A 22,168-nucleotide genomic window follows, 5' to 3' on the forward strand; every position below is an offset into this window, starting at 1 on the left:
TCCATTACAAGGATGGAATGGACTTTCAGTTCATGGAAATCCGCTACCATCAACTGATTATTGGTTTACTTTAGATATCGTTAAGCAAGTTGGACAAACACAAGAAGGTCTGCCAACAACTAGGCGTTATACGAAGAAAGGACATTTTAGTTTGATTAGGAGATAAAAAACTGTTTAATTTTGACATATAGAATTATAATGAAAATTAGTAAGATAGCAATAGCCTTATCGTTTTTACTAAGTACTTTGACGATGAGTGCACAAGAAACATTACCTGTGTATTCTGATTATTTATCAGATAATGTTTATTTAGTTCATCCAGCAGCTGCTGGGATAGGAAATTGTGGTAAAATAAGATTTACTGCAAGAGCACAATGGTTAGGTGAGTCTGATGCTCCAGCTTTACAAACTCTAAGTTTTCAAACTAGAATTGGTGAAAAAGGAGGAATTGGAGCAGTTCTTTTCAACGATAAAAACGGGTATCATTCACAACAAGGAATTTTAGGTACCTATGCATATCATATTGATTTAGGAAGAGCAGATGAAGCACACCAATTATCATTTGGATTGTCATTAATGGCTGTTCAAAATAGTGTAGATGAGTCTAATTTCCACTTTTCATATTTTGATCCAGCAGGAAATCCTGAAATAGATCCTGCTATTTCATATGTTGTTAGTAGTAGAAATTATTTCAATTCAGATGTTGGAATTGCTTATCATAAAGATGGATTATTTAGTTATTTAACAGCTAAAAACTTGTTATTAGCTGCTAGAAATCTATATAACGATGATTATGAATCATTAAATTTAAGAAGATATTTATTTACTTTAGGTTATTACTTTGGAGAGGATTATCCATTCCAATTTGAACCTTCTATTATGGGACAATACGTAGAATCAACGAAAGAGAAATTTATGGATTTCAATATGAAAGTTTATAAAAAATTCGACGAATCTCAAATTTGGTTAGCAGGTTCTTATAGAAGAGCTTTTGAAGGAAATAACCCAGAAGATTTACAATATATTACAGGTATTTTTGGTGTAAACTATAGAAAATTCTTATTCTCTTATACTTATACATATCAATATAATGATGTTGTATTTGATAATGGAGGATATCACCAAATTACTTTAGGATATAACTTTGGTTGTAGAGAGCCAAGAGCAACAGGATGTCCAAATATTAATGCGATGTTCTAAAACATTACTATGTAATTCATTTTATATGTCTTAAAATTTTTTAAGAAAAAGTGAATGCTATAAAAAAGTAGAAGGATGCCCTAAAAGGCATCCTTTTTTATTTTTTGATAAAGTTATGATTTGAAGAATTACCATAACGATCAATAATTTGTAAAATATAAATTCCTTTAGGAAGTGAAGCTGTGCTTATTTGATTTGAATTGATAATATCAATCGGTTGTTTTTTTCCAAGTGTATTAAAAACAATTATTTTTTCCACTTCAAAAGAAGCTTCAATATTTAAAATATCTTTTGTTGGATTAGGATAAATTGAAAAAGTTTTTTGATCATGTTTAGAAACAGATAAAGAATTACAATTAACAATTATATCATAAGAACTTGTACTTCCATCGTCAGAATCTACAACCATATAATAAGTTTTTCCTGCTACGGCATTGATTAAAACAGCATGCGAAGAATATACTTGACCAACGCAATCTTGAGGGTCACAACTATCTAAAATATATACGTCTAAATCACCAGAAAAATTGGAAATACTAACACTTAAAGTTCCACTTGAAGGAGCTGTAAATTTATGAACTCTTTCAGGTCCTGTTTCAGTCCAATTATTACATCCATAAGAAGAAACATAAGAAGGAACACCTGAAGCACTTGAACCATGATAAGAAACACCACATTGTAAAGGAATTGCAGAATTACAATTTAACAAGCTAGAATTTGATGAACAATCTGTATTTGCAATACAAACATTATGATAGTATTTTTTAATAATTTCACAGTAATTCTTGTTATGAATTTCCCCCCATTGTTCAACTCCTCGTTGACATAAACCTACTCCATGACCATAAATATACCCTGAATTACCAGTACTTGAAATTTGCGTACTACAACATGGGGATTCATTATAATTTGAGCAATTATTATGACCAGAACAAGGTTTAGAAATCAAGTATGGAACATAATTTCCAGAAGTATTACAACTAGAATAAGGACTCCAAACTCCTTCATGTGCATTTTGTGTAAAATCTCCATTACATCTTGCAGCATAAATTGCATTTATAACTTGATTGTTATATAAAATTATTTCCTTTGTTGTTTCAGTACTGGAAAGCAATGTTCCTGAATCATATGTATCTTTATATGCTTGGCCAATATTAACAGGATTATTACTTAAATGTTTATTCATAGAATAAGTTCTAGCCGCAACTGCTTGGGCTTTTTTTACATTTAAATTTGTGGTAATTCCAGCAATTTCAGCTTTTACAACTCCTGCAATATATTCGTCAAAATCAATATATCCTGTAAAACCAGAATTTGAATTAGAGCCGTTGTAACCATTATGTAAATATTTTACATAAACATTTGTAGGAACGTTATTGTAAGTACAGTTATCATTTAGAATTTTTTCCTGATTTTCAGATTCTTCATAAAAAGGAGCTTCTATAGGATCCTGCGCTTTTTCAATATTTTTTTGATCAAATTCTCTTTCTAATATTTGTTCAACAATGAATTCTTCTTTTGTATTCAATGATTTTGATTGTAATTTAAAAAGAAGTTCTTTAAAATCAGATTCTATATCTATAATTAAAATATCTTTATGAAGTTTGATGTAATTATTTTTCTCAATTAAAACATAATAATAAGCCTTTTCAGAATTGAAACTAACTTTTCCTTTGAATGTTCCATCATTTCTAGAAATAAGCTTTAAAATAGGTTTTTTATAATCTTTTTTATGGAGAATTGGAAGGCCATCTTCAGCATAGGTAACTTCTCGTTCAAAAATGCTGATTTTTACATCAGAAATAGGAGAGGAATCAATAATGTTTTGAACCTTTCCATAAATTTCTTTGTTGTTTTGGGCAAAAGAAAAAATGTTGCAGCATAAAAAAAGTGCAAAAAGTAAAATTTTTTTCATTTGATTAAGTAGTTTTTGATGTTTTAAATTAGTTTTAAGATTTAATTTACGACTAAAAAAAATAAATTTTGCCAATATTTCTTAAAAAACATTCAAATTTGAGAAAAAAATAGATGCAATTATGTAACCAAAATGAAGTATTTTACTTCTAAATTGACTTTATTTGAAAATAAAACTAAAAAATATTTATTTTTTTTACAGTATAAAATATTGTAATTAAAAGTGTTATAATTTTAGATAAAAAAAGATTATTATTTTTTTTAAAAAAATCTTGCAGGTATGAAAAAAGCTTGTATATTTGCAACCGTAATAATGAAACAAACACTATTACAAAGCTAATAAAAAAGCACTGTCCCATGGTGTAATGGTAGCACTCCGGTTTTTGGTACCGTCAGTCAAGGTTCGAGTCCTTGTGGGACAACAAAATCCTCTAAGATTTCTTAGAGGATTTTTTGTTTTTGATATATAAAAAATTATTTAAAGCTTATCATTTGAAGAAATGAGAACTTTAAATAATATTAAATTTTGATCTGAATTATATTTTAAGATTGGAATGTATATACTTTTACTCCGTGATTAGCTTCTAAACCAAACTTTTCAATAGCATTTTTTCCTCTATAAATTTCAAGTGAAGAAATCGAATTAAAGTTTAATTTTTCAATTTCTTTTTTATCAACTAATTTTAATTTATTATTGATTTTAAAGAAAATTAATTCTTCTGTATTATTTATAGGTTCTGGATTTAAAATAACTTCAATCATACTAGAATCTCCATATTTACCATACTTTTCTTTGGCTTCCGTGGAATTCATAATATTAATATTGATTTTGGAAAGACAGCTATTAAGAAATTCTTTTGAGGTAATTTCGTAAGTAGAATTTCCATCAACAACAAGAATCTTAGAATCTGCAATAGTTTCTAAGTAAGTTGATTTTACTTGTGAAAAACTGTTAATTGAAAATAATATAAAGACAATTAACGATACAAATTTAGCTATTTTCATTTTTGAAAAATTTTAGAAAATATTATCAAAAATAATGCCAAAAAATTAACTTTTTATTAACTAATTTATTCTGCTTCAAAAAAATAGCCTCAAGCAATTTATACTTAAGGCTATTTCATAAATTTATATTTAAAATAAACTATTCGATAATAATTTTTTCAGTTCTAACTCCTCCATTAGCTTCAATAGAAACTAAATAGATTCCTGTTTTTAAATTACTAACATCAATAGTATTTGTTGTCGCTTTAAATTCTTGTGTAAATAATCTTGCTCCTAAGATATTAGAAATAGTGATTTTTCCTTTTTCTGGAGAATCTAAGAATAATTTTCCACTAGTAGGATTAGGATAAAGTTTAATACTGTTTAATACAATATTATCTTCATTTCCTAAAGTTAAAGTCTTTTTACTTAAAGCAAAGAAAATATTATCAGAAGCCTTAACCATGATTCTTACATTTTCAAAATTTCCAGCTCCTTCAGGAATAGTAACCGATTCTTGACCATCATTTGGTACATCTTCAGCTAATGTAATAATAGTTTCACCTAAATCAGTAACTAAGAAAATATCAACGTTTGCAGCATTAAATGGTGCTTGATTAGTATTTGCTACTTCCCATTTAATTGTTCTTTGATCACCACCTGACCAAGTTAAGTTATCAAAAGCTGGTGTATTAACTTCAAATGGCCCCCCAGCAGTAGAAACAGTTACAACCATTTTATCAGTTCTAGATTGTCCGAAACCAACTTTATTATCTCTAACAGTGAATGCAAAATTCATTGTTCTAGCAACAACAGGAACTTGTTCCCATTCCCATCCGATAGAGTTTGTTTCACTTTCAAATAAAGATTTTAAGTTAGGGAAATATCTTTTGTTTGAAGATGAAGGAGGATAAGATCTAAATAATGGATTGTCAACTTCTGTTGCAATTGGCTTTAAAACATCAAAGTTTTTATAATCATCTGCTTGTTCCCAACAGAAAGTTAAATCATCTCCATCAGGATCTGTTGAAGTTCCTTCTAAAACGAAAGCAGTTCCATGAGGAATTGTATAATCTGCTCCAGCATCAGCAGTTGGAGGTAAATTATCAAAATCAGTTACTGTTGCACAAGTAGAAGCATCATCACCTTGAGCATCTGTTCCAGGTCTAACGTGAGCTGAAACTTGTTGCATATTGATTTGGTTGAAATATTCATCACCAGAATCTTGAACATCTAAATCACCAGAAATTCCAGCATAACTCATAATTGTAGATCCACTTCCTGGCTCAACTTGTGTTACAGTTCCTTCATTTCCGTTTGTAATATGAATATGGTTTGCTCCAAATTGGTGTCCCATTTCGTGAGAAACATAGTTTACATCAAAAGCATCACCTTCTAAAACATTATGTCTTGTCCAAGCTCTAGCACTTTGTCCAACTGTACAAATACATCCAATACACCCAGCGTTTCCTTGAGGATTTCCATGAGAAAATAAATGACCGAAATCATATTCACTATTCTCATAAGTATTGTTAACTACGTTTTGTAATTGATTATTGTAAAAGAAAGGATCACTATTAGATGGATCCCAAGTAAATGGATCAGTTGTTCCATCTAAATAAATAATTTCGTCGTTGTCATCAATAATGTTAATGTGTACAGCGAAATCTTTTTCAAAGATACCATTTACACGTGTCATTGTTGCATTCATTGCAGCTAAAGCTCCTTCAACAGTTCCTCCATGTTGAGAAGTATATTCTCCAGTTACAGCAAGAGCAACTCTATAAGTTCTTAATTTGCTATCAAAAGCATAACGACTAGCATCATCAGAGTTAGAAACACTCGAAGTTGCTTTATCATCTGTTAAACACTCAAAAGCATGATCTACTGTGTAACCTGATTTTCTATCATAAACAGCATATAATCCTTCTTCAAGATCGATAGATTCGATATATGTTGTTGGTTGATCTGTAGTAAAAGACATACTACTTAAACCTTTTTCAGGAGATAAACTAAATCTGATATAATCTTGAGAATCATTGATGTTTAAACCAATGAAAGCTCTGATTTGTGGGTATTTTTGTTGTAATCCTGGTTGAAAGTTTGAAGCTTCTTTTACTTCATACTTATTGATTTCTCCTCTTGAATTAGGGAATTCTAAAATAACTCCATTTCCTTCTGCAAATCTATCAGGTGTATATGCTAAAAGAGAAGAGATTTTTTCTGTATCTAATTGGTAAACTTGATATTCATGAGGTTTTACTTTAGTGTAAAGTTGAATATCAGTCTCTTTTGTTCGTTCTGATCTTTCCCATACGCTTTGTGCATTAATGAAATAAGAGAAAAAACAAAAGAAAAGTAAGATAAAATTAGAGTATATTACTTTCATATATAATTTGTTTTAAAAAAATTAAATAAATAGTTATCAAAAATATTATTTTATAACAAATATTTTATGTATTTTATTTAAGGAAAGTTATTTTTTAATGAATGAACAAAAAAACAGTATTGTTTTAATTATAAGTTGTGGAAAAGGTAAAAAAATAACAAAAATTTAAATAATTGCTAAAATATATTGATAAATACTTATTATTTAAATGTTAAATTCGTTAAAATTATTATGTAATTACCTGTGATTACGACTAACTTTCTGCGATTTGATGTTCTAAATTGAAAAATAATTCTAGAACTCTGAGAATCTTAATATATTTGTAAAATAGAATTTTTAAAAAATCTCACGTTGTTTATTCATAAAAATTTAGACGATTTTTCTTCTAATAAAGATACAGTTGTAACCATTGGAACATTTGATGGAGTTCATGTTGGACACAAGAAAATAATTGAACAATTGGTTCAAAATGCACAAAAAAGTAATAAAGAATCTTTGTTGTTAACTTTCTTTCCTCATCCTAGAATGGTTCTTCAAAAAGATATGGATATTAAATTAATAAATACTATTGAAGAAAAAGCTACACTTTTGGAAGGTTTAGGGTTGGATCATTTAATTATTCATCCTTTTGATAAAGAATTTTCTAGATTAACTGCGTTAGATTTCGTTCGTAATATTTTAGTAAACAAACTTCATGTTTCAAAATTGATTATCGGTTACGACCATCATTTTGGAAAAAATAGAGAAGGAAGTTTTGAACAATTGCGAGAATATAGTGAATTATATGGATTTGAAATTGAAGAAATTCCTGCGCAAGATATTGATCATATTTCGGTAAGTTCTACAAAAATCCGAAAAGCTCTAGAAGAAGGTGATATTAAAAGAGCAAATGATTATTTAGGATATTCTTTTATGTTGCATGGAAAAGTTGTAAAAGGAGAACAAATTGGAAGTACAATTGGGTATCCGACTGCAAATATTGAAATTTCTGAAAACTATAAATTAGTTCCAAAAAATGGTGTTTATGTAGTTCAGACTTTTTATAAAGATCAATTGTATTATGGAATGATGAATATCGGGAAACGTCCTACAGTTTTTGGAAATCATCGAACAATTGAAGTACATCTTTTCGATTTTTCAGATAATATTTATGGTGAGAATTTAAAGATTGAATTGCTTCATTATATCCGAGAAGAAAAGAAATTTGATACGATTGATCAATTGAAACTACAATTGGAAAAAGATAAAACAAACTCTAAACGATTTTTATTTTCTTAAAACGATTTAAAATAACTTATGAAATACTTGATTTATCATAGTTATTCTTAAATTTGCTTTTTTACTAAAATAAAAACTATGTTACAAGTAACGTTTATCAGAGAAAACAAAGAAACTGTATTAAACGGTTTAGCAAAGCGTAACTTTCAGAACGCTGAAGAAATTATCAATAAAGTATTGAGTACAGACGAGAATAAAAGAAGTATTCAATTAGACTTAGATAATACATTGGCTGAATCCAATAAAATTTCTAAAGAAATCGGTATTTTATTCAAATCTGGTGAGCGTGAGAAAGCGGAAGAAATGAAAGCTAAAACAGCAGAATTAAAAGAAAAAACTGCTACGCTTAAAGAAGCTTTTCAAAAAGAATCGGAAGCTTTATTAGATTTATTATATCAAATTCCAAATATTCCAAATGAAATAGTTCCTGCTGGAAAAAATGAAGAGGATAACGAAACTGTTTTTGAACACGGAAAGGTTCCAGAACTTTTTGAAGGAGCTTTACCTCATTGGGAATTGGCAAGTAAATATGATATTATTGATTTCGAATTAGGAAATAAAATCGCAGGAGCTGGATTTCCTGTATATAAAGGAAAAGGAGCTAGATTACAAAGAGCTTTAATTAATTATTTCTTAGATAAAAATACTGCTGCTGGATATAAAGAAGTGCAAGTTCCTCATGTTGTGAATGAAGCTTCTGGATATGGAACAGGACAATTACCAGATAAAGAAGGACAAATGTACCATATTCCTGCACAGGATTTATATTTAATTCCAACTGCTGAAGTTCCTGTAACAAATATTTTCAGAGATGTTTTATTAAAGGAAAAAGATTTTCCAATTACATATACAGGTTACACACCATGTTTCCGTGTAGAAGCTGGATCTTATGGAGCTCATGTTAGAGGATTAAATAGATTACACCAATTTGATAAAGTAGAAATTGTAAGAGTTGAGCATCCAGATAATTCATACAAAGCTTTAGATGGAATGGTAGAACATGTAAAAGAAATTTTACAAGAATTAAAATTACCATATAGAATCTTAAAACTTTGTGGAGGTGATACTGGATTTACTTCTGCATTAACTTATGATTTTGAAGTGTTTTCTACAGCACAAAACAGATGGTTAGAAATTAGCTCTGTTTCAAACTTCGAATCTTTTCAAGCAAATCGTTTAAAATTAAGATTTAAGGGGAAAGATGGTAAGAAACAATTAGCACATACTTTAAATGGAAGTTCTTTAGCTTTACCTAGAGTTTTAGCTGGAATATTAGAAAATTACCAAACTCCGGAAGGAATTAAAGTACCTGAGGTATTAATTCCTTACACAGGGTTTGACATAATCAACTAATAATAAACAAATCATGTAAACCTAAACAATGTTTTCGAATTAATATTGTTTAGGTTTATTGTTTTAGTAATATTTTAACATACTTCTTTTTACTATTGCTAAAATAATTCTCTTCACTTAAGTTTATATGTAATTTTTACCAGAAGAATTTAAACTTCCTTATTGTTGCTGACTTTTTTAAGGTTTACTTATTTTATTTAATAATATAATATTGTAATTAATTATATTAAATATAGTTTTTAACTGTAATTTAAAATTTGCTAATTATTATATTTAATTATTTTTAAGGTAATAAATGTAGTATTTTGTTATGATGATTTGTGTTTAATGTAAATTTAATGTTAAGAAATTGTTTACATAATATTTGGTTAATGTAAAAAAAGAGTTATCTTTGTGTATATATCGTTAACCATAAAAATTATAGGTCATGAAAAAAGTATTATTTACAATATCGGTTTTAATAGGATTAGGATTATCTGCTCAAACAAAAGAACCTACTTATGAGAAGAATGAGGATTTAGTAAAAGTTACTTATTATCATGATAATGGAGAAGTGAGAGAGCAAGGATTTTTTAAAGACAAGAGACTTCACGGAACTTGGGTTAAATATAATTCGAATGGAGAAAAAGTAACGTTAGGTAATTATTATAATGGAAAGAAAGTTGGAAAATGGCTTTTCTGGCAAGATGATGTATTGAAAGAAGTAAATTATGATAATAATCAAGTTGCTAGCGTTAGTAAATGGAAAGAAGCTTCAAAAGTTGCCTATAAATAATTGATAACGATATATATCATTAGTTTGAATACAACAGAGCCACTTATTTAATAAGTGGCTTTTTTATTTTTAATGAATTCTTGTTAAAACTCTTCGAATTTTATGATTAAATATGATATATGTTATAAAAAAAGAAAAAAAATAGCAGGAATTGTGTAAAAAAAAGGACATAATATCACTTGTTATTTCATAAGAAAAATTATTGTGTATATTTGTTTCCTATGAAAGAAGCTTGGGCAAACTTATTAATTTTACTAAAATTCTTAATCAAGAGAAATCCTGAATAAGCAATCTACTTTTATGTAAATTATTAAGATTATAAATTATCAACTTCTAGAAAATTACTCTAACTTTAATTGTTCTTAGAAGAAAGATATTTTTAACCAATATTTAGGGTTAAAATTTAGGATAATTTCGAAATTGACTTTAAAATTATACCAATAAAAAGTTTTATAAAATGCCAAGATACCACAAATTAGGTAGCATTCCTTCAAAGAGGCACATCACTTTTGAAAAGCCAGATGGAGGTTTATACCAAGAAGAACTTTTTGGTACAGCTGGATTCGCAGGGAATTCTTCATTATTGTACCATATTTATCCTCCTACAGTAGTAACTGAAATTAAAAAGTTAGGAGATGTTTCTCCAAAAGTTGGAATTGAAAAAAACATGAAAGCTTTAAGCTTCAAAGGATTTTCTTTACCACAAGAACAAGATTATTTAGAAAGTAGAAAAACTTTATTTGTAAATAATGATTTACACATTGGTTTAGCTGCTCCAAAAGAGTTTTCTAAAGATTATTTCTATAAAAATGCTGATGCTGACGAAATGTTATTTGTTCACATTGGTTCTGGAACTTTAAAAACTTCTTATGGAAGTATCCGTTTTGAATACGGTGATTATCTTGTGATTCCAAGAGGAACAATTTATCAAATCGATTTTGATACTGAAGATAATAGATTACTTTATATAGAATCATTTAGTCCAATCGTAACTCCTAAGCGTTACCGTAATAACTTTGGACAATTATTAGAACATTCACCATTTTGTGAAAGAGACTTTAAACTTCCTGAAAATCTAGAAACACATGATGAAAAGGGGGAATTTAAAGTGAAAATCAAAAAACAAGGTGTAATGTGGGAGTATACTTATGGAAACCACCCATTTGATGTTGTAGGATGGGATGGATTTAATTATCCATTTGGATTCTCAATTCACGATTTTGAGCCATTAACAGGAAGAATTCACCAACCGCCACCAGTTCACCAACAATGGGAAGCTGCTGGATTTGTAGTGTGTTCTTTTGTGCCAAGATTATATGATTATCATCCAAAAGCAATTCCTGCTCCTTACCACCATAGTAATATTGATTCGGAAGAATTATTATATTATGTTGATGGTGACTTTATGAGTAGAAATAATATTGAAAAAGGACAAATCACTTTACATCCAGGAGGAATTCCACATGGACCACACCCTGGAGCGATTGAAAGAAGTATTGGTAAAAAGGAAACAGAAGAATTAGCTGTGATGATTGATCCTTTTAATCCAATTATGATTACTGAAGAAGCATTGAAATTAGAAGTTGATGATTATTATAAATCATGGTCTGAATAATTCGATGCATGTAAAATGACTATTTTTTCTAAAAACTAAAACAACAAAACTAAAATGAAAGACTTAAAAAATATAGAGAATGTTTCTTATGGATTAGAGAAAATTTTCCCAGAAGCTGAGGATTTTCTTCCATTAAATGGAACGGATTATGTAGAAATGATTGTGGGAAATGCAAAACAAGCTGCGCATTTTTATAAAACTGCATTTGGATTTCAATCATTAGCATATTCAGGATTGGAAACAGGAAATAAAGAAAAAACTTCTTATGTTCTGGTTCAAGATAAAATCCGTTTAGTATTAAGTACACCAACAAAATCTGGAGGAGAATTAAACGAGCATTTAGACAAGCATGGTGATGCTGTAAAAGTGGTTGCTCTTTGGGTTGATGATGCAAGAAAATCTTGGGAAGAAACTACAAGTAGAGGAGCAAAATCTTACATGGAACCAACTGTAGAAACAGATGAGCATGGAGAAGTAGTTCGTTCAGGAATTCATACTTATGGTGATACAGTTCATATTTTCGTAGAAAGAAAAAACTATAAAGGAACTTTCTTACCAGGATTCAGAAAATGGGATTCTCACTATAATCCAACAGATTGTGGATTACGTTATATCGACCACATGGTAGGAAACGTAGATTGGAATGAAATGAACAAATGGGGAGATTTCTACAGAAATGTAATGGGATTTGCTCAGTTAGTATCATTTGATGATAAAGATATTTCTACAGAGTACACAGCTCTTATGTCAAAAGTAATGACAAACGGAAATGGACGTATCAAATTCCCAATTAACGAGCCAGCTGAAGGAAGAAAAAAATCTCAAATTGAAGAATATTTAGATTTCTATAATGGAGCAGGAGTTCAACACATTGCTGTTGCAACAAACAACATTATTGAAACAGTTACAGCTTTAAGAGATAGAGGAGTTGAATTTTTATATGTTCCTTCTACTTATTATGATGATGTATTAGAAAGAGTAGGAGAAATTGATGAAGATTTAGAGCCATTAAAAGAATTAGGAATCTTAATTGACCGTGATGATGAAGGATATTTATTACAAATCTTCACGAAGCCAGTGATGGATAGACCAACTTTATTCTTCGAAATTATTCAAAGAAAAGGCGCTACTTCTTTCGGAAAAGGAAACTTTAAAGCTTTATTCGAGTCAATCGAGCGTGAGCAAGAACAAAGAGGAACTTTATAATTGAAAAAGTAATAAAATATATAAACTCTTTACCTGAATGAATTTTTGGGTAAAGAGTTTTTTCATTTAATTATGGATAGAGAAACACTTTTAGCTAAACTTGACGAAAAATTTGCAGCAATGGGACAAGACACAAATGTCCATTTAGAAGGATTGCTGCATAATACACCAATTACTTATTGGGATTATATTCAAACGGATGCTTTATTAAATCTTCAAATTCAAAGGACCAATCTTCCTGATGAAATGGTATTTATCATGTATCATCAAGTAAACGAACTTTTATTTAAGATGATTCTTTGGGAAATGGATCAGATTGCTGAGAAAGACGATTTAACTACAGAATTTTTTACAGAGCATTTAAGTAGAATTTCAAGATATTTTGATGTTTTGGCAAATTCATTCGAAATCATGGGAGATGGAATGGAAGTAGCACAATACATGAAATTCAGAAATACTTTAACTCCAGCAAGTGGATTCCAAAGTGCACAATATCGTTTAATTGAATTTTCTTCAACAGAAATTATCAACTTAATCGATGCAAGATTTAAAAAGAATTTTGACATTGAAAATAAATCTTTTGAAGAAATTTTTGAAAATCTTTATTGGCAGGCAGCAGGAAAAGATTTTAAAACTGGAGAAAAATCTACTTTATTAAATTTATTTGAAAAAAGATATAAAGAGGAATTTTTAAGATATATTGAAGAATATCAAAAGAAAAATCTTTGGACTCGTTTTAAAGAATTACCTGAAGAAGCACAAAATAATATTGACTTAAGAAATGCAATGCGTCATTATGATCATACAGTAAATGTAAAATGGGTAATGGCACATTATAACGCAGCAGGAAAATATCTTTTAAGTGGAGAGGAAGATGTAGAAGCGACAGGAGGAAGTGATTGGAGAAAATATATGCATCCAAAATACCAAAGAAGAATTTTCTTCCCAACTTTATGGACAGAAGAAGAACATAAAAATTGGGGAATTACAAATTTAGAATCATATGAGGTTTTAAAATAATATTTTTTATTAATAAATTTCATAAATTAATAAAAGCTTAGTATGATTTGCTAAGCTTTTTTTTATTTTTATTTGGCATTATTTATGTAATGTTGATAAAATGTAAAATATTTAACAAAATGATATGAAAAAACTATTTCTTTTACTGTTAATTTTAATAACAACAAGTTCATTTGGACAATATCGTGGAGCATTTAAATCTGGAGAATGGTTTAAATTTCGAATGCATTATAGCAATTTAGTAAATGCAGGTTTTGCAACTCTGGAAATTAAAGAAACTTCACATCAAGGTAAGGAGGCATTTCATGTGGTAGGAAAAGGTTGGACAACTGGAGTAGTGAAGTTTTTTTTCAAAGTGAATGATGAGTACCAATCTTATTTCTATAAAGATCCACTTTTACCTTACCATTTTGTTCGAAGAGTTGATGAAGGTGGACATATAATAAGTAGAGATATTTATTTTAATCAAGAAGAAGGAGAAGCTGAGGTAATTGATCATAAACATAATAAAGAAGAAACTATTTCAGCTACCAACGTTCAAGATATGATTTCTGCATTTTATTATTTAAGAAATCAAGATTTTAAAGGAATGAAAGATGGAGACGAAATTCATATGAAACTTTTTTTCGATTATGAAACATTTGACTTCAAATTGCGTTTTCTAGGAAGAGAAGTTATCAAAACAAAATTCGGAAAAGTAAAATGTATTAAATTCAGACCTTTAGTACAAGCAGGAAGAGTTTTTAAAGAAGAAGAAAGTGTGACAATTTGGGTTTCGGATGATAAAAATAAAATTCCGTTACGAATTAAAGCATCTTTAGCAGTTGGGTCTTTACGTTCAGAATTGGAAGAGTTTAAAGGTTTAGCGCATCCTTTTAACATAATATTTGATAATTAATTGTATTTTTGTAGTCTTGTGTTTTTTTAAAACCTAAAAAATTAATTCAGTTGAAAAAAATAGCATTAATATTAATTACGGTATTTACGATTTTTTCATGTAATCAGAAAAGAGAGAAAGTTGAGGTTTTACCTGTTAAGAAAGAGGAAATAAAGCAACCAATAATTGAATTTGGTTATAATCTAGATAATTATCACATCGTTAAAGATACAGTAAGAAATGGAGATAGTTTTGGTGAAATTCTAGATGAAAATGGAGTAGAATATCCTATTATTAATAGAATTGCTGAAAATATCAAAGATGTATTTGATGTTAGAAAATTAAGAGCTGGAAAAACATATACAATTTTAAAATCAAAAGATTCATTACAAACAGCATCTGTATTTATTTATCATCAAGATAAAATTAACCACAAGATTGTTCATTTTAAAGACACAATTAAAGCATCAGACTTTAAGAAAAAGATTAAAATTGTAGAGAAAGTTGCTTCAGGAAGAATTGAAAGTTCTTTATCAAAAGCTATTGAAGAACAAGGATTGAATTATATGGTTTCAAATGAATTATCAGAAATTTATGCTTGGACAATTAATTTCTTTGCATTAAAAAAGAATGATAAATTTAAAATTGTTTATGAAGAAAAATTTATAAATGATACAATTTATGCTGGAATGGGAGAAATCAAAGCAGCATATTTTGAACATGGAGGAAAACCGTTTTATGCGTTTAGTTTTGTTCCAGATTCTACACAAAAATATCAAGAATATTTTGATGAAAATGCTTCAAATTTGAGAAGAGCTTTTTTAAAAGCACCTTTAAAATTTAGCAGAATTTCGTCTAGATATAATTTAAAAAGAAGAATTGCATACTATGGAAATAAAGTAAGACCTCATTACGGTACTGATTTTGCGGCTCCAGTAGGAACGCCAATTATGAGTACTGCAAATGGAGTTGTAGTTGCCTCTGCAAGAAGAGGAGGGAATGGTAATTATGTGAAAGTCAAACACAATGCTACTTACACAACACAATATTTACACATGAAAAGTAGAGCTGTAAAAGTTGGTGATGTTGTAAAGCAAGGAGATGTTATAGGATATGTTGGAATGACAGGGAACACTTCAGGGCCACATGTTTGTTATCGTTTTTGGAAAAACGGAAAACAAGTGGATCCTTTAAGAGAAAAACTTCCAGCAGCTGAACCATTGGTTGATAGTTTAAAACAACCTTATTTTGAATACATAAAACCTTTTAGAGCAAAATTAGATTCTATTACTTACCCACAAGAAGAAATCGAATTTGCTACATTAAATTAGAATAGAAAATGCCATTAAAAAAAATAAATCCTACCAAAACGGAAGCTTGGAAAACATTAAATAAGCATTATTCAAATTTAAAAAAGAAGCATTTACAGGAATTATTTATAGAAGACAAACAAAGAAAAGAAAACTTTACAGTTTCATTTGAAGACTTTGAAGTTGATTTTTCAAGAAATAGAATAAATAAACAAACAATTGAAAATCTGGTTTCATTAGCAAATGAAGTAGATTTAAGTGATGCAATTGAAAAGTTATTTAAAGGAGATGTTATTAATGAAACTGAAAATCGTGCAGTTTTACATACAATTTTAAGAACAAAAGAAGAAGCTGTATGTGAGGATAATCGAAAAAGGTTTTATAAAGTACAACATACTTTAAGTAAAATTGAACAATTCTCAAATAGTGTAATTAGAGGTGATTGGAAAGGATGTTCTGGTAAGAAAATTACTGATATTGTAAATATTGGAATTGGAGGTTCTGATTTAGGACCAAAAATGATTGTAGAAGCTTTATCAAATTACAAAACACATATAAATACACACTTCATTTCTAATATTGATAGTGATTATTTAGCTTCATTTTTAAAGGAAATAAATCCAGAAACCACATTATTTATTATTGTTTCTAAGTCTTTTTCTACATTAGAAACAAAATTAAATGCAGAATTTTTTAAGAATTGGTTTTTAGAGAATACAGGACATGATTGTTTAAAGCAAAATTTTGTTGCTGTAAGCACAAATGATAAAGCTTGTTTAGAATTTGGAATTCCCACAGAAAATATATTTCCAATGTGGAATTGGGTTGGAGGAAGATTTTCACTTTGGAGTGCTGTTGGTTTGAGTATTAGTTTAAGCCTTGGATTTAACCATTTTAAAAGTATACTTGAAGGAGCAAATGCAATGGATGAACATTTTAAAGATGCTCCATTTGAAGAAAATTTACCTGTTCTTTTAGGATTAATAGGAATTTGGTATAATAACTTTTTTAAAGTAGATTCTGAAGCTGTAATTCCTTATTCTCAATTTCTAAATAGTTTTGTCCCATACTTACAACAACTTTCTATGGAAAGTAATGGGAAAAGTATTGATAGAAATGGTCAAAAAGTAGATTATCAAACAGGAACAATTGTATGGGGAAATATTGGAACGAATTCTCAGCATGCATTTATGCAATTAGTTCATCAAGGAACGAAATTAGTTCCAATTGATTTCATTGGTTTTAAAAAATCATTGAACGGAGATGTACATATGCATAAACAATTTCTTGCAAATATGTATGGTCAAGCGGATGCTTTATGTTATGGTAAATCTAAAAATAAAGTACATTTAGATTTAAAATATAATGAAAAGCAAGATGAGATAAATAAAGTTTTACCTTATAAAATATTTGAAGGAAATAAACCTTCGACAATTATTAGTATTGATAAATTAAATCCTGAAGCAGTTGGAAAGCTTGTTTCACTTTATGAACACAAAGTTTTTGTACAAGGAATAATTTGGAATATTTTTAGTTTTGATCAGTTTGGTGTAGAACTTGGAAAAGAACATTCGAACAAAATGATTATGAATTTGGTATAATACCTATATATATAACAAAAAATAAAGCCATCAGTGAATGAAAACTGGTGGCTTTTTTTTGGATTTCCTTTAATTTACAAAAAATATTTGTTAAAAAAATCCATGAAAATTGCATTTAAACCATTGTTAACACAATAAAATTGATATTTATCATACAACTACTGTTGTTATAATTTAAAATAAATGTTAAAAAAATGAATAATTGTAATATTTACACATATTATTTGTCGGATATTAAGAATTTATTAACATTTAGTTTAAGTATTAGTTATTAAGTGTTTATCTAGGTAAAATAGGCAATTCTTAACATTAACTTAAAATTAGATATTTTTTAAATATTCACTTTTGCATCGCATGTTAAAACGTAATTATTTAAAAATGAAAAATTTTAAAAATTTATTGATTGCTATGTTGATGATTACTACATCAACAATTTTTGCTCAAGCAAAATTGACTGGTGTAGTTGCTGACGAGACTGGACCATTACCAGGAGCAGATGTAATCGTGAAAGGAACTACTAAAGGAGCATCAACTGATTTTGATGGAATCTTTACATTAGATGTAGATTCTGGTAGCGGAACTGTAGAAATCTCTTTTATGGGATATACTACACAAACTATTTCTTACAACGTTTCAAATGGAGAAACAAAAGATTTAGGAACAATTGTTTTACAACCAAGTTCAGTTGGTTTAGATGAAATCAACATTGTAGCTTCTGTAGCGATTGGAAGAAAAACTCCAGTGGCTGTTTCTACAATTAAAGCTGCGGAAATTCAAGAAAAATTAGGGAACCAAGAGTATCCTGAAATTTTAAAAACAACTCCAGGTGTTTACGCTACTAAACAAGGTGGTGGATATGGAGATTCAAGAATTAACTTACGTGGATTTAACTCAGAAAACATTGCAGTATTAATCAACGGTATTCCAGTAAATGATATGGAAAACGGTAGAGTATACTGGTCAAACTGGGCAGGATTATCTGATGTAACAAGTTCTATGCAGGTTCAAAGAGGTTTAGGAGCTTCTAAAGTTGCTGTACCTTCTATTGGAGGAACAATTAACATTGTAACAAAAACTACAGATGTAGAAAGAGGAGGAAAAGTAATGGCTTCTACTGGTAATGATGGTTACCAAAAATATGGATTCACATTATCAACTGGATTAATGGATAATGGATTAGCTGCTACAATTTCTGCTTCTAAAACAACTGGAAACGGATTTGTTGATGGAACTGCTTTCGAAGGATATTCTTACTTCGCAAACATTTCAAAGAAAATTAATGATGCACACAAAATTTCATTCACACTTTTTGGTGCACCACAAGAACATGATCAAAGAACTACGAGAGTAAAAATCGAAGATTATAAAGAAAGTGATAGAGGAATTCGTTTTAACCCTGATTTCGGTTACAAAAACGGAAAAGAATTTAACGTAAGAAGAAACTTCTACCACAAGCCACAAGCTTCTTTAAACCACTACTGGAATATTACAGATGATATCTTATTATCTACTGTAGCATACGGATCTTTAGGTACAGGAGGTGGAACTGGATTATTAGCTAACGATAACGAAGGTAGAGCTATTACTTCAGATATTTATGATTTCTCTAAAACAGACTATAGATTTGGATTATACCAACCAATTAACTTCGATAAAATCGTAGACAACAATATTTCAAGAGGAGATTTAGGATCTAACGTTATTAGAAGAGCTTCAAGAAATGACCACAACTGGTATGGAGTTTTATCTAATTTAAACGCAAACTTAAATGACAACTGGGTAGTATCTGGAGGTGTTGATTTCAGATATTATAAAGGAATTCACTTTAGAGAAGTAGAGGATTTATTAGGAGGTCAATATTATGTTGATGATTCAAATGTAAACAATCCTTATAACAGAGCTAAAGTAGGAGATAAAATTGCTTATTTTAATGAAGGAGTTGTATTATGGGAAGGATTATTTGGTCAATTAGAGTATGATGATGAAGATTTATCAGCTTTTGTTTCTGGTGCAGTTTCTCAAACTCAATATAAGAGAATTGACTACTTTAACTACTTAGATTCTGATCCAGAACAAGAAACAGATTTCCAAAACTTTATCGGATTTAGTATTAAAGGAGGAGCTAACTATAATATTGATGAGCACCACAACGTTTTTGTAAACGGAGGTTATTTCGAAAAAGCACCAAACTTTGATGCTGTATTTAGAAACTTCAGAAACATTATTAACGAAGAAGCTGAAAACCAAAAAATCTTAAGTTTTGAGATTGGATACGGATTAAAATTAGAGAAATTCAGAGCTAACGTTAACTTATACAACACAGAGTGGAAAGATAGAACTTTAGTAAAATCTATTCCAGAGCCAAACGGAGAGAATTCTTTTGCTAACTTAACAGGAGTAAATGCTGTTCACCAAGGAGTTGAGTTTGACTTTACTTATAACCCAACTGAAAAATTAGGATTCAAAGGGATGGTATCTGTTGGAAACTGGTACTGGAAAAATGACATTAGAGATGTACAATTATTTGATGGAAACCAAAATCCTGTAGGAGATCCAATTAACGTTTATATTAAAGACTTAAAAGTTGGTGATGCTGCACAAACTACTGCTTCTTTAGGAGTAAATTACGAAATCATTAAAGGAGTAAAAGTTTCTGCTGATTATACTTACTTTGATAAATTATATGCTGACTTTGATCCAGAAGATAGAGATAAAGCTTCTGAATCAGGAGTTAACTCTTGGCAATTACCAAGTTTTGGATTAGTTGATTTAGGATTACGTTGGAAATTCAACATCAAGTCTTTAGATGCTACTTTAAATGCTAATGTAAACAACGTATTCGGAACAGAGTATGTATCAGATGCATTAGACGGATCAGGACACAATGCTCAAACAGCTGGTGTATACTACGGAGCAGGAAGAACTTTCACTGTAGGAACAAAAATCAAATTTTAATCAAAAAAGAATTAGTTAAAAATGAAAAAATATATTTCAATCGCGTTCTTAGCTGTTGCTGCACTTTTCGTAGGGTGTAATCCAACAGAAGATATTTATGATGAGTTAGATGCAGCTCCTGAGCAATTAAATCCTTACACTTTAAGTGAAGATGATTATGATATGACAGGTGTTGATAATGTAGCAGATCAAAAGTTCTTTGATACTAGAGAGCAAGCTTTAGAATTAATTCCTGCTATTTTAGATAACAATTTCAGTGAATATAACAATGGTTCTACAATCGTTGTTACTTTTGACAAATCAAATTCTTTTGATGTTACTGAAACTTTAGATGCTTATACAGTTACAGCTGAAGATTACGAAGATTTAGGATTTAATTACCCTAACTTTAGTAATGTTGATCAGATTTATGGATTTTTACAATCTAAATATCCTTCTGCTTCAAGAGGAACTGTTATTGAGTTAACTTATGATATTTATACTGGAAGTGTAAATACTTTAACTGACACTTTTGTTTTATTAAACGAGTGGACAAAAGCTTTAACTTTCACAAATGAGCAATATAATGAGTTAGGTCAAACTTATTCTAACTTTGATAACCATGAAACTGCAACAAGAAACATCGGAATCTACTTAGAATCTTTATATCCTTATGCTGAAGAAGGAGATGTTGTTGTACCAATTTATGTTTATACTTACAAAGATGAGAACGATGACAGACAATATGTTGATACTGTTGTTGAATATACTTTCAATGGAGATAAATGGATTCAATCTACTTCAGTTATCGAGGATAACTACTTATTCGTAAAGAATGACGAAGGAAAATGGATTCCAGATCCAACAATCTATTACACATTAACTAATGATGATTATGCTTTAGTTGGTAATGGAAACTATAATAACTTCGATATCCGTACTGGAAAAGACGAAGAAACTATTGAAGCTAGATTAGCTAAAATTGACACAATCTTAAAAAATAACTTCCCAAGCACTGCTGTAGGTCAAGAGTATGTTGTTGAATACAAAATCTATGACGGACAAGCTGGTAAATTAACAATGAGAGTTATTTTAGATGCAAGTGGAGATTATTTAATCGTGGAATAATTAAATCAATTATTTTTAAATATTTTTCAGAAAACCTGTTCTTTAATTAGAGCAGGTTTTTTCTTTTATAGTTCGATTAATAAATGCTAAATGCTTATTTTTGTTCGAATCTATAAATAAAATATCATGTTACAAGTACATTCATATGTTGCCTACGCTGTATTATTACTAGTAATCATTTCTTTACTGAATAGTATTGTAGGTTTTTCTTCAAACAAAAAATACTCAGACAAAAACAAAAAGATTTATTTATTTACATTAATTGCTTCTCATATTCAATTATTAGTTGGAATTATTTGGTATTTCATGTCTCCAAAATTAGAAGCTTTAAGAGCTGGAGGAATGGGAGCTGTAATGAAAAATTCAGAAGCTAGAAATGCTGTTGTAGAACACCCAATCACAATGTTAATTGCAATTGCATTAATTACGATTGGTTTTTCTAAACATAAAAAGAAAGCAGAGGATAAATCTAAATTTAAGACAATCATGATTTTTTACGGAATCGCATTATTATTGATTTTAGCTAAAATTCCATGGAAATTATGGTTTGCTTCTTAAGAAAAACATAAATATTTAAATTATAG

General features: G+C 29.1%; 16 protein-coding genes and 1 tRNA gene. 14 read left to right on the forward strand and 3 right to left on the reverse strand.

Annotation, left to right across the window (positions count from 1 at the left end):
• Nucleotides 1-198 precede the first annotated feature (198 nt).
• A complete protein-coding gene (locus tag I1A51_RS13995) occupies nucleotides 199-1,200 on the forward strand; it encodes a PorP/SprF family type IX secretion system membrane protein (protein ID WP_196894966.1) in 1,002 nt (333 codons plus the stop codon).
• A 97-nt stretch (nucleotides 1,201-1,297) separates the two neighbouring features.
• Here I1A51_RS13995 and I1A51_RS14000 read toward each other — a convergent pair whose 3' ends face one another.
• Nucleotides 1,298-3,115 carry a T9SS type A sorting domain-containing protein gene (locus tag I1A51_RS14000; RefSeq protein ID WP_196894967.1) on the reverse strand — a complete coding sequence of 606 codons (1,818 nt, stop codon included), beginning with the start codon at nucleotides 3,113-3,115 and terminating at the stop codon, nucleotides 1,298-1,300.
• A 350-nt stretch (nucleotides 3,116-3,465) separates the two neighbouring features.
• On the opposite strand from I1A51_RS14000, the gene I1A51_RS14005 reads away from it, so the two are divergent.
• Nucleotides 3,466-3,536: transfer RNA gene (locus I1A51_RS14005), tRNA-Gln, on the forward strand.
• A gap of 121 nt (nucleotides 3,537-3,657) precedes the next feature.
• Here I1A51_RS14005 and I1A51_RS14010 read toward each other — a convergent pair.
• Nucleotides 3,658-4,119, reverse strand: a complete 462-nt coding sequence (locus I1A51_RS14010; RefSeq protein WP_196894968.1) for a hypothetical protein — start codon at nucleotides 4,117-4,119, stop codon at nucleotides 3,658-3,660.
• Nucleotides 4,120-4,258: 139 nt separating this feature from the next.
• A complete protein-coding gene (locus I1A51_RS14015) occupies nucleotides 4,259-6,487 on the reverse strand; it encodes a zinc-dependent metalloprotease (RefSeq protein ID WP_196894970.1) in 2,229 nt (742 codons plus the stop codon).
• Between the two features lie 351 nt (nucleotides 6,488-6,838).
• On the opposite strand from I1A51_RS14015, the gene I1A51_RS14020 reads away from it, so the two are divergent.
• From I1A51_RS14020 to I1A51_RS14075, 12 genes are all read left to right on the forward strand, one after another.
• Nucleotides 6,839-7,765 carry a bifunctional riboflavin kinase/FAD synthetase gene (locus I1A51_RS14020; protein WP_196894972.1) on the forward strand — a complete coding sequence of 309 codons (927 nt, stop codon included), beginning with the start codon at nucleotides 6,839-6,841 and terminating at the stop codon, nucleotides 7,763-7,765.
• A 78-nt stretch (nucleotides 7,766-7,843) separates the two neighbouring features.
• The gene (serS, locus tag I1A51_RS14025) at nucleotides 7,844-9,118 is read left to right on the forward strand and encodes a serine--tRNA ligase (protein WP_196894974.1); all 1,275 of its coding nucleotides are present in this window, start codon (nucleotides 7,844-7,846) and stop codon (nucleotides 9,116-9,118) included.
• A gap of 427 nt (nucleotides 9,119-9,545) precedes the next feature.
• Nucleotides 9,546-9,893 carry a toxin-antitoxin system YwqK family antitoxin gene (locus I1A51_RS14030; RefSeq protein ID WP_196894976.1) on the forward strand — a complete coding sequence of 116 codons (348 nt, stop codon included), beginning with the start codon at nucleotides 9,546-9,548 and terminating at the stop codon, nucleotides 9,891-9,893.
• Between the two features lie 457 nt (nucleotides 9,894-10,350).
• Nucleotides 10,351-11,508 (forward strand): homogentisate 1,2-dioxygenase, encoded by a 1,158-nt coding sequence (locus tag I1A51_RS14035; protein ID WP_196894978.1) that lies wholly within the window; start codon nucleotides 10,351-10,353, stop codon nucleotides 11,506-11,508.
• 54 nt (nucleotides 11,509-11,562) lie between these two features.
• Complete coding sequence (hppD, locus tag I1A51_RS14040) at nucleotides 11,563-12,714, forward strand: 4-hydroxyphenylpyruvate dioxygenase (protein ID WP_196894980.1); 1,152 nt, start codon at nucleotides 11,563-11,565, stop codon at nucleotides 12,712-12,714.
• Between the two features lie 72 nt (nucleotides 12,715-12,786).
• On the forward strand, nucleotides 12,787-13,734 hold the full coding sequence (locus tag I1A51_RS14045; RefSeq protein WP_196894982.1) for a tryptophan 2,3-dioxygenase family protein: 948 nt from the start codon (nucleotides 12,787-12,789) through the stop codon (nucleotides 13,732-13,734).
• A gap of 124 nt (nucleotides 13,735-13,858) precedes the next feature.
• Nucleotides 13,859-14,632 carry a DUF3108 domain-containing protein gene (locus I1A51_RS14050; protein WP_196894984.1) on the forward strand — a complete coding sequence of 258 codons (774 nt, stop codon included), beginning with the start codon at nucleotides 13,859-13,861 and terminating at the stop codon, nucleotides 14,630-14,632.
• 50 nt (nucleotides 14,633-14,682) lie between these two features.
• Nucleotides 14,683-15,942 (forward strand): M23 family metallopeptidase, encoded by a 1,260-nt coding sequence (locus I1A51_RS14055; RefSeq protein WP_196894986.1) that lies wholly within the window; start codon nucleotides 14,683-14,685, stop codon nucleotides 15,940-15,942.
• 8 nt (nucleotides 15,943-15,950) lie between these two features.
• Nucleotides 15,951-17,522 carry a glucose-6-phosphate isomerase gene (gene pgi / locus I1A51_RS14060; RefSeq protein ID WP_196894988.1) on the forward strand — a complete coding sequence of 524 codons (1,572 nt, stop codon included), beginning with the start codon at nucleotides 15,951-15,953 and terminating at the stop codon, nucleotides 17,520-17,522.
• 378 nt (nucleotides 17,523-17,900) lie between these two features.
• Nucleotides 17,901-20,477, forward strand: coding sequence for a TonB-dependent receptor (locus I1A51_RS14065; protein WP_196894990.1), 2,577 nt, complete (start codon nucleotides 17,901-17,903; stop codon nucleotides 20,475-20,477).
• Between the two features lie 21 nt (nucleotides 20,478-20,498).
• Nucleotides 20,499-21,584, forward strand: coding sequence for a hypothetical protein (locus I1A51_RS14070; protein WP_196894992.1), 1,086 nt, complete (start codon nucleotides 20,499-20,501; stop codon nucleotides 21,582-21,584).
• A gap of 126 nt (nucleotides 21,585-21,710) precedes the next feature.
• On the forward strand, nucleotides 21,711-22,142 hold the full coding sequence (locus I1A51_RS14075; protein WP_196894994.1) for a hypothetical protein: 432 nt from the start codon (nucleotides 21,711-21,713) through the stop codon (nucleotides 22,140-22,142).
• Nucleotides 22,143-22,168 lie beyond the last annotated feature (26 nt).

Source organism: Aureivirga marina (assembly GCF_015767265.1).
Lineage (GTDB): Bacteria > Bacteroidota > Bacteroidia > Flavobacteriales > Flavobacteriaceae > Aureivirga > Aureivirga marina.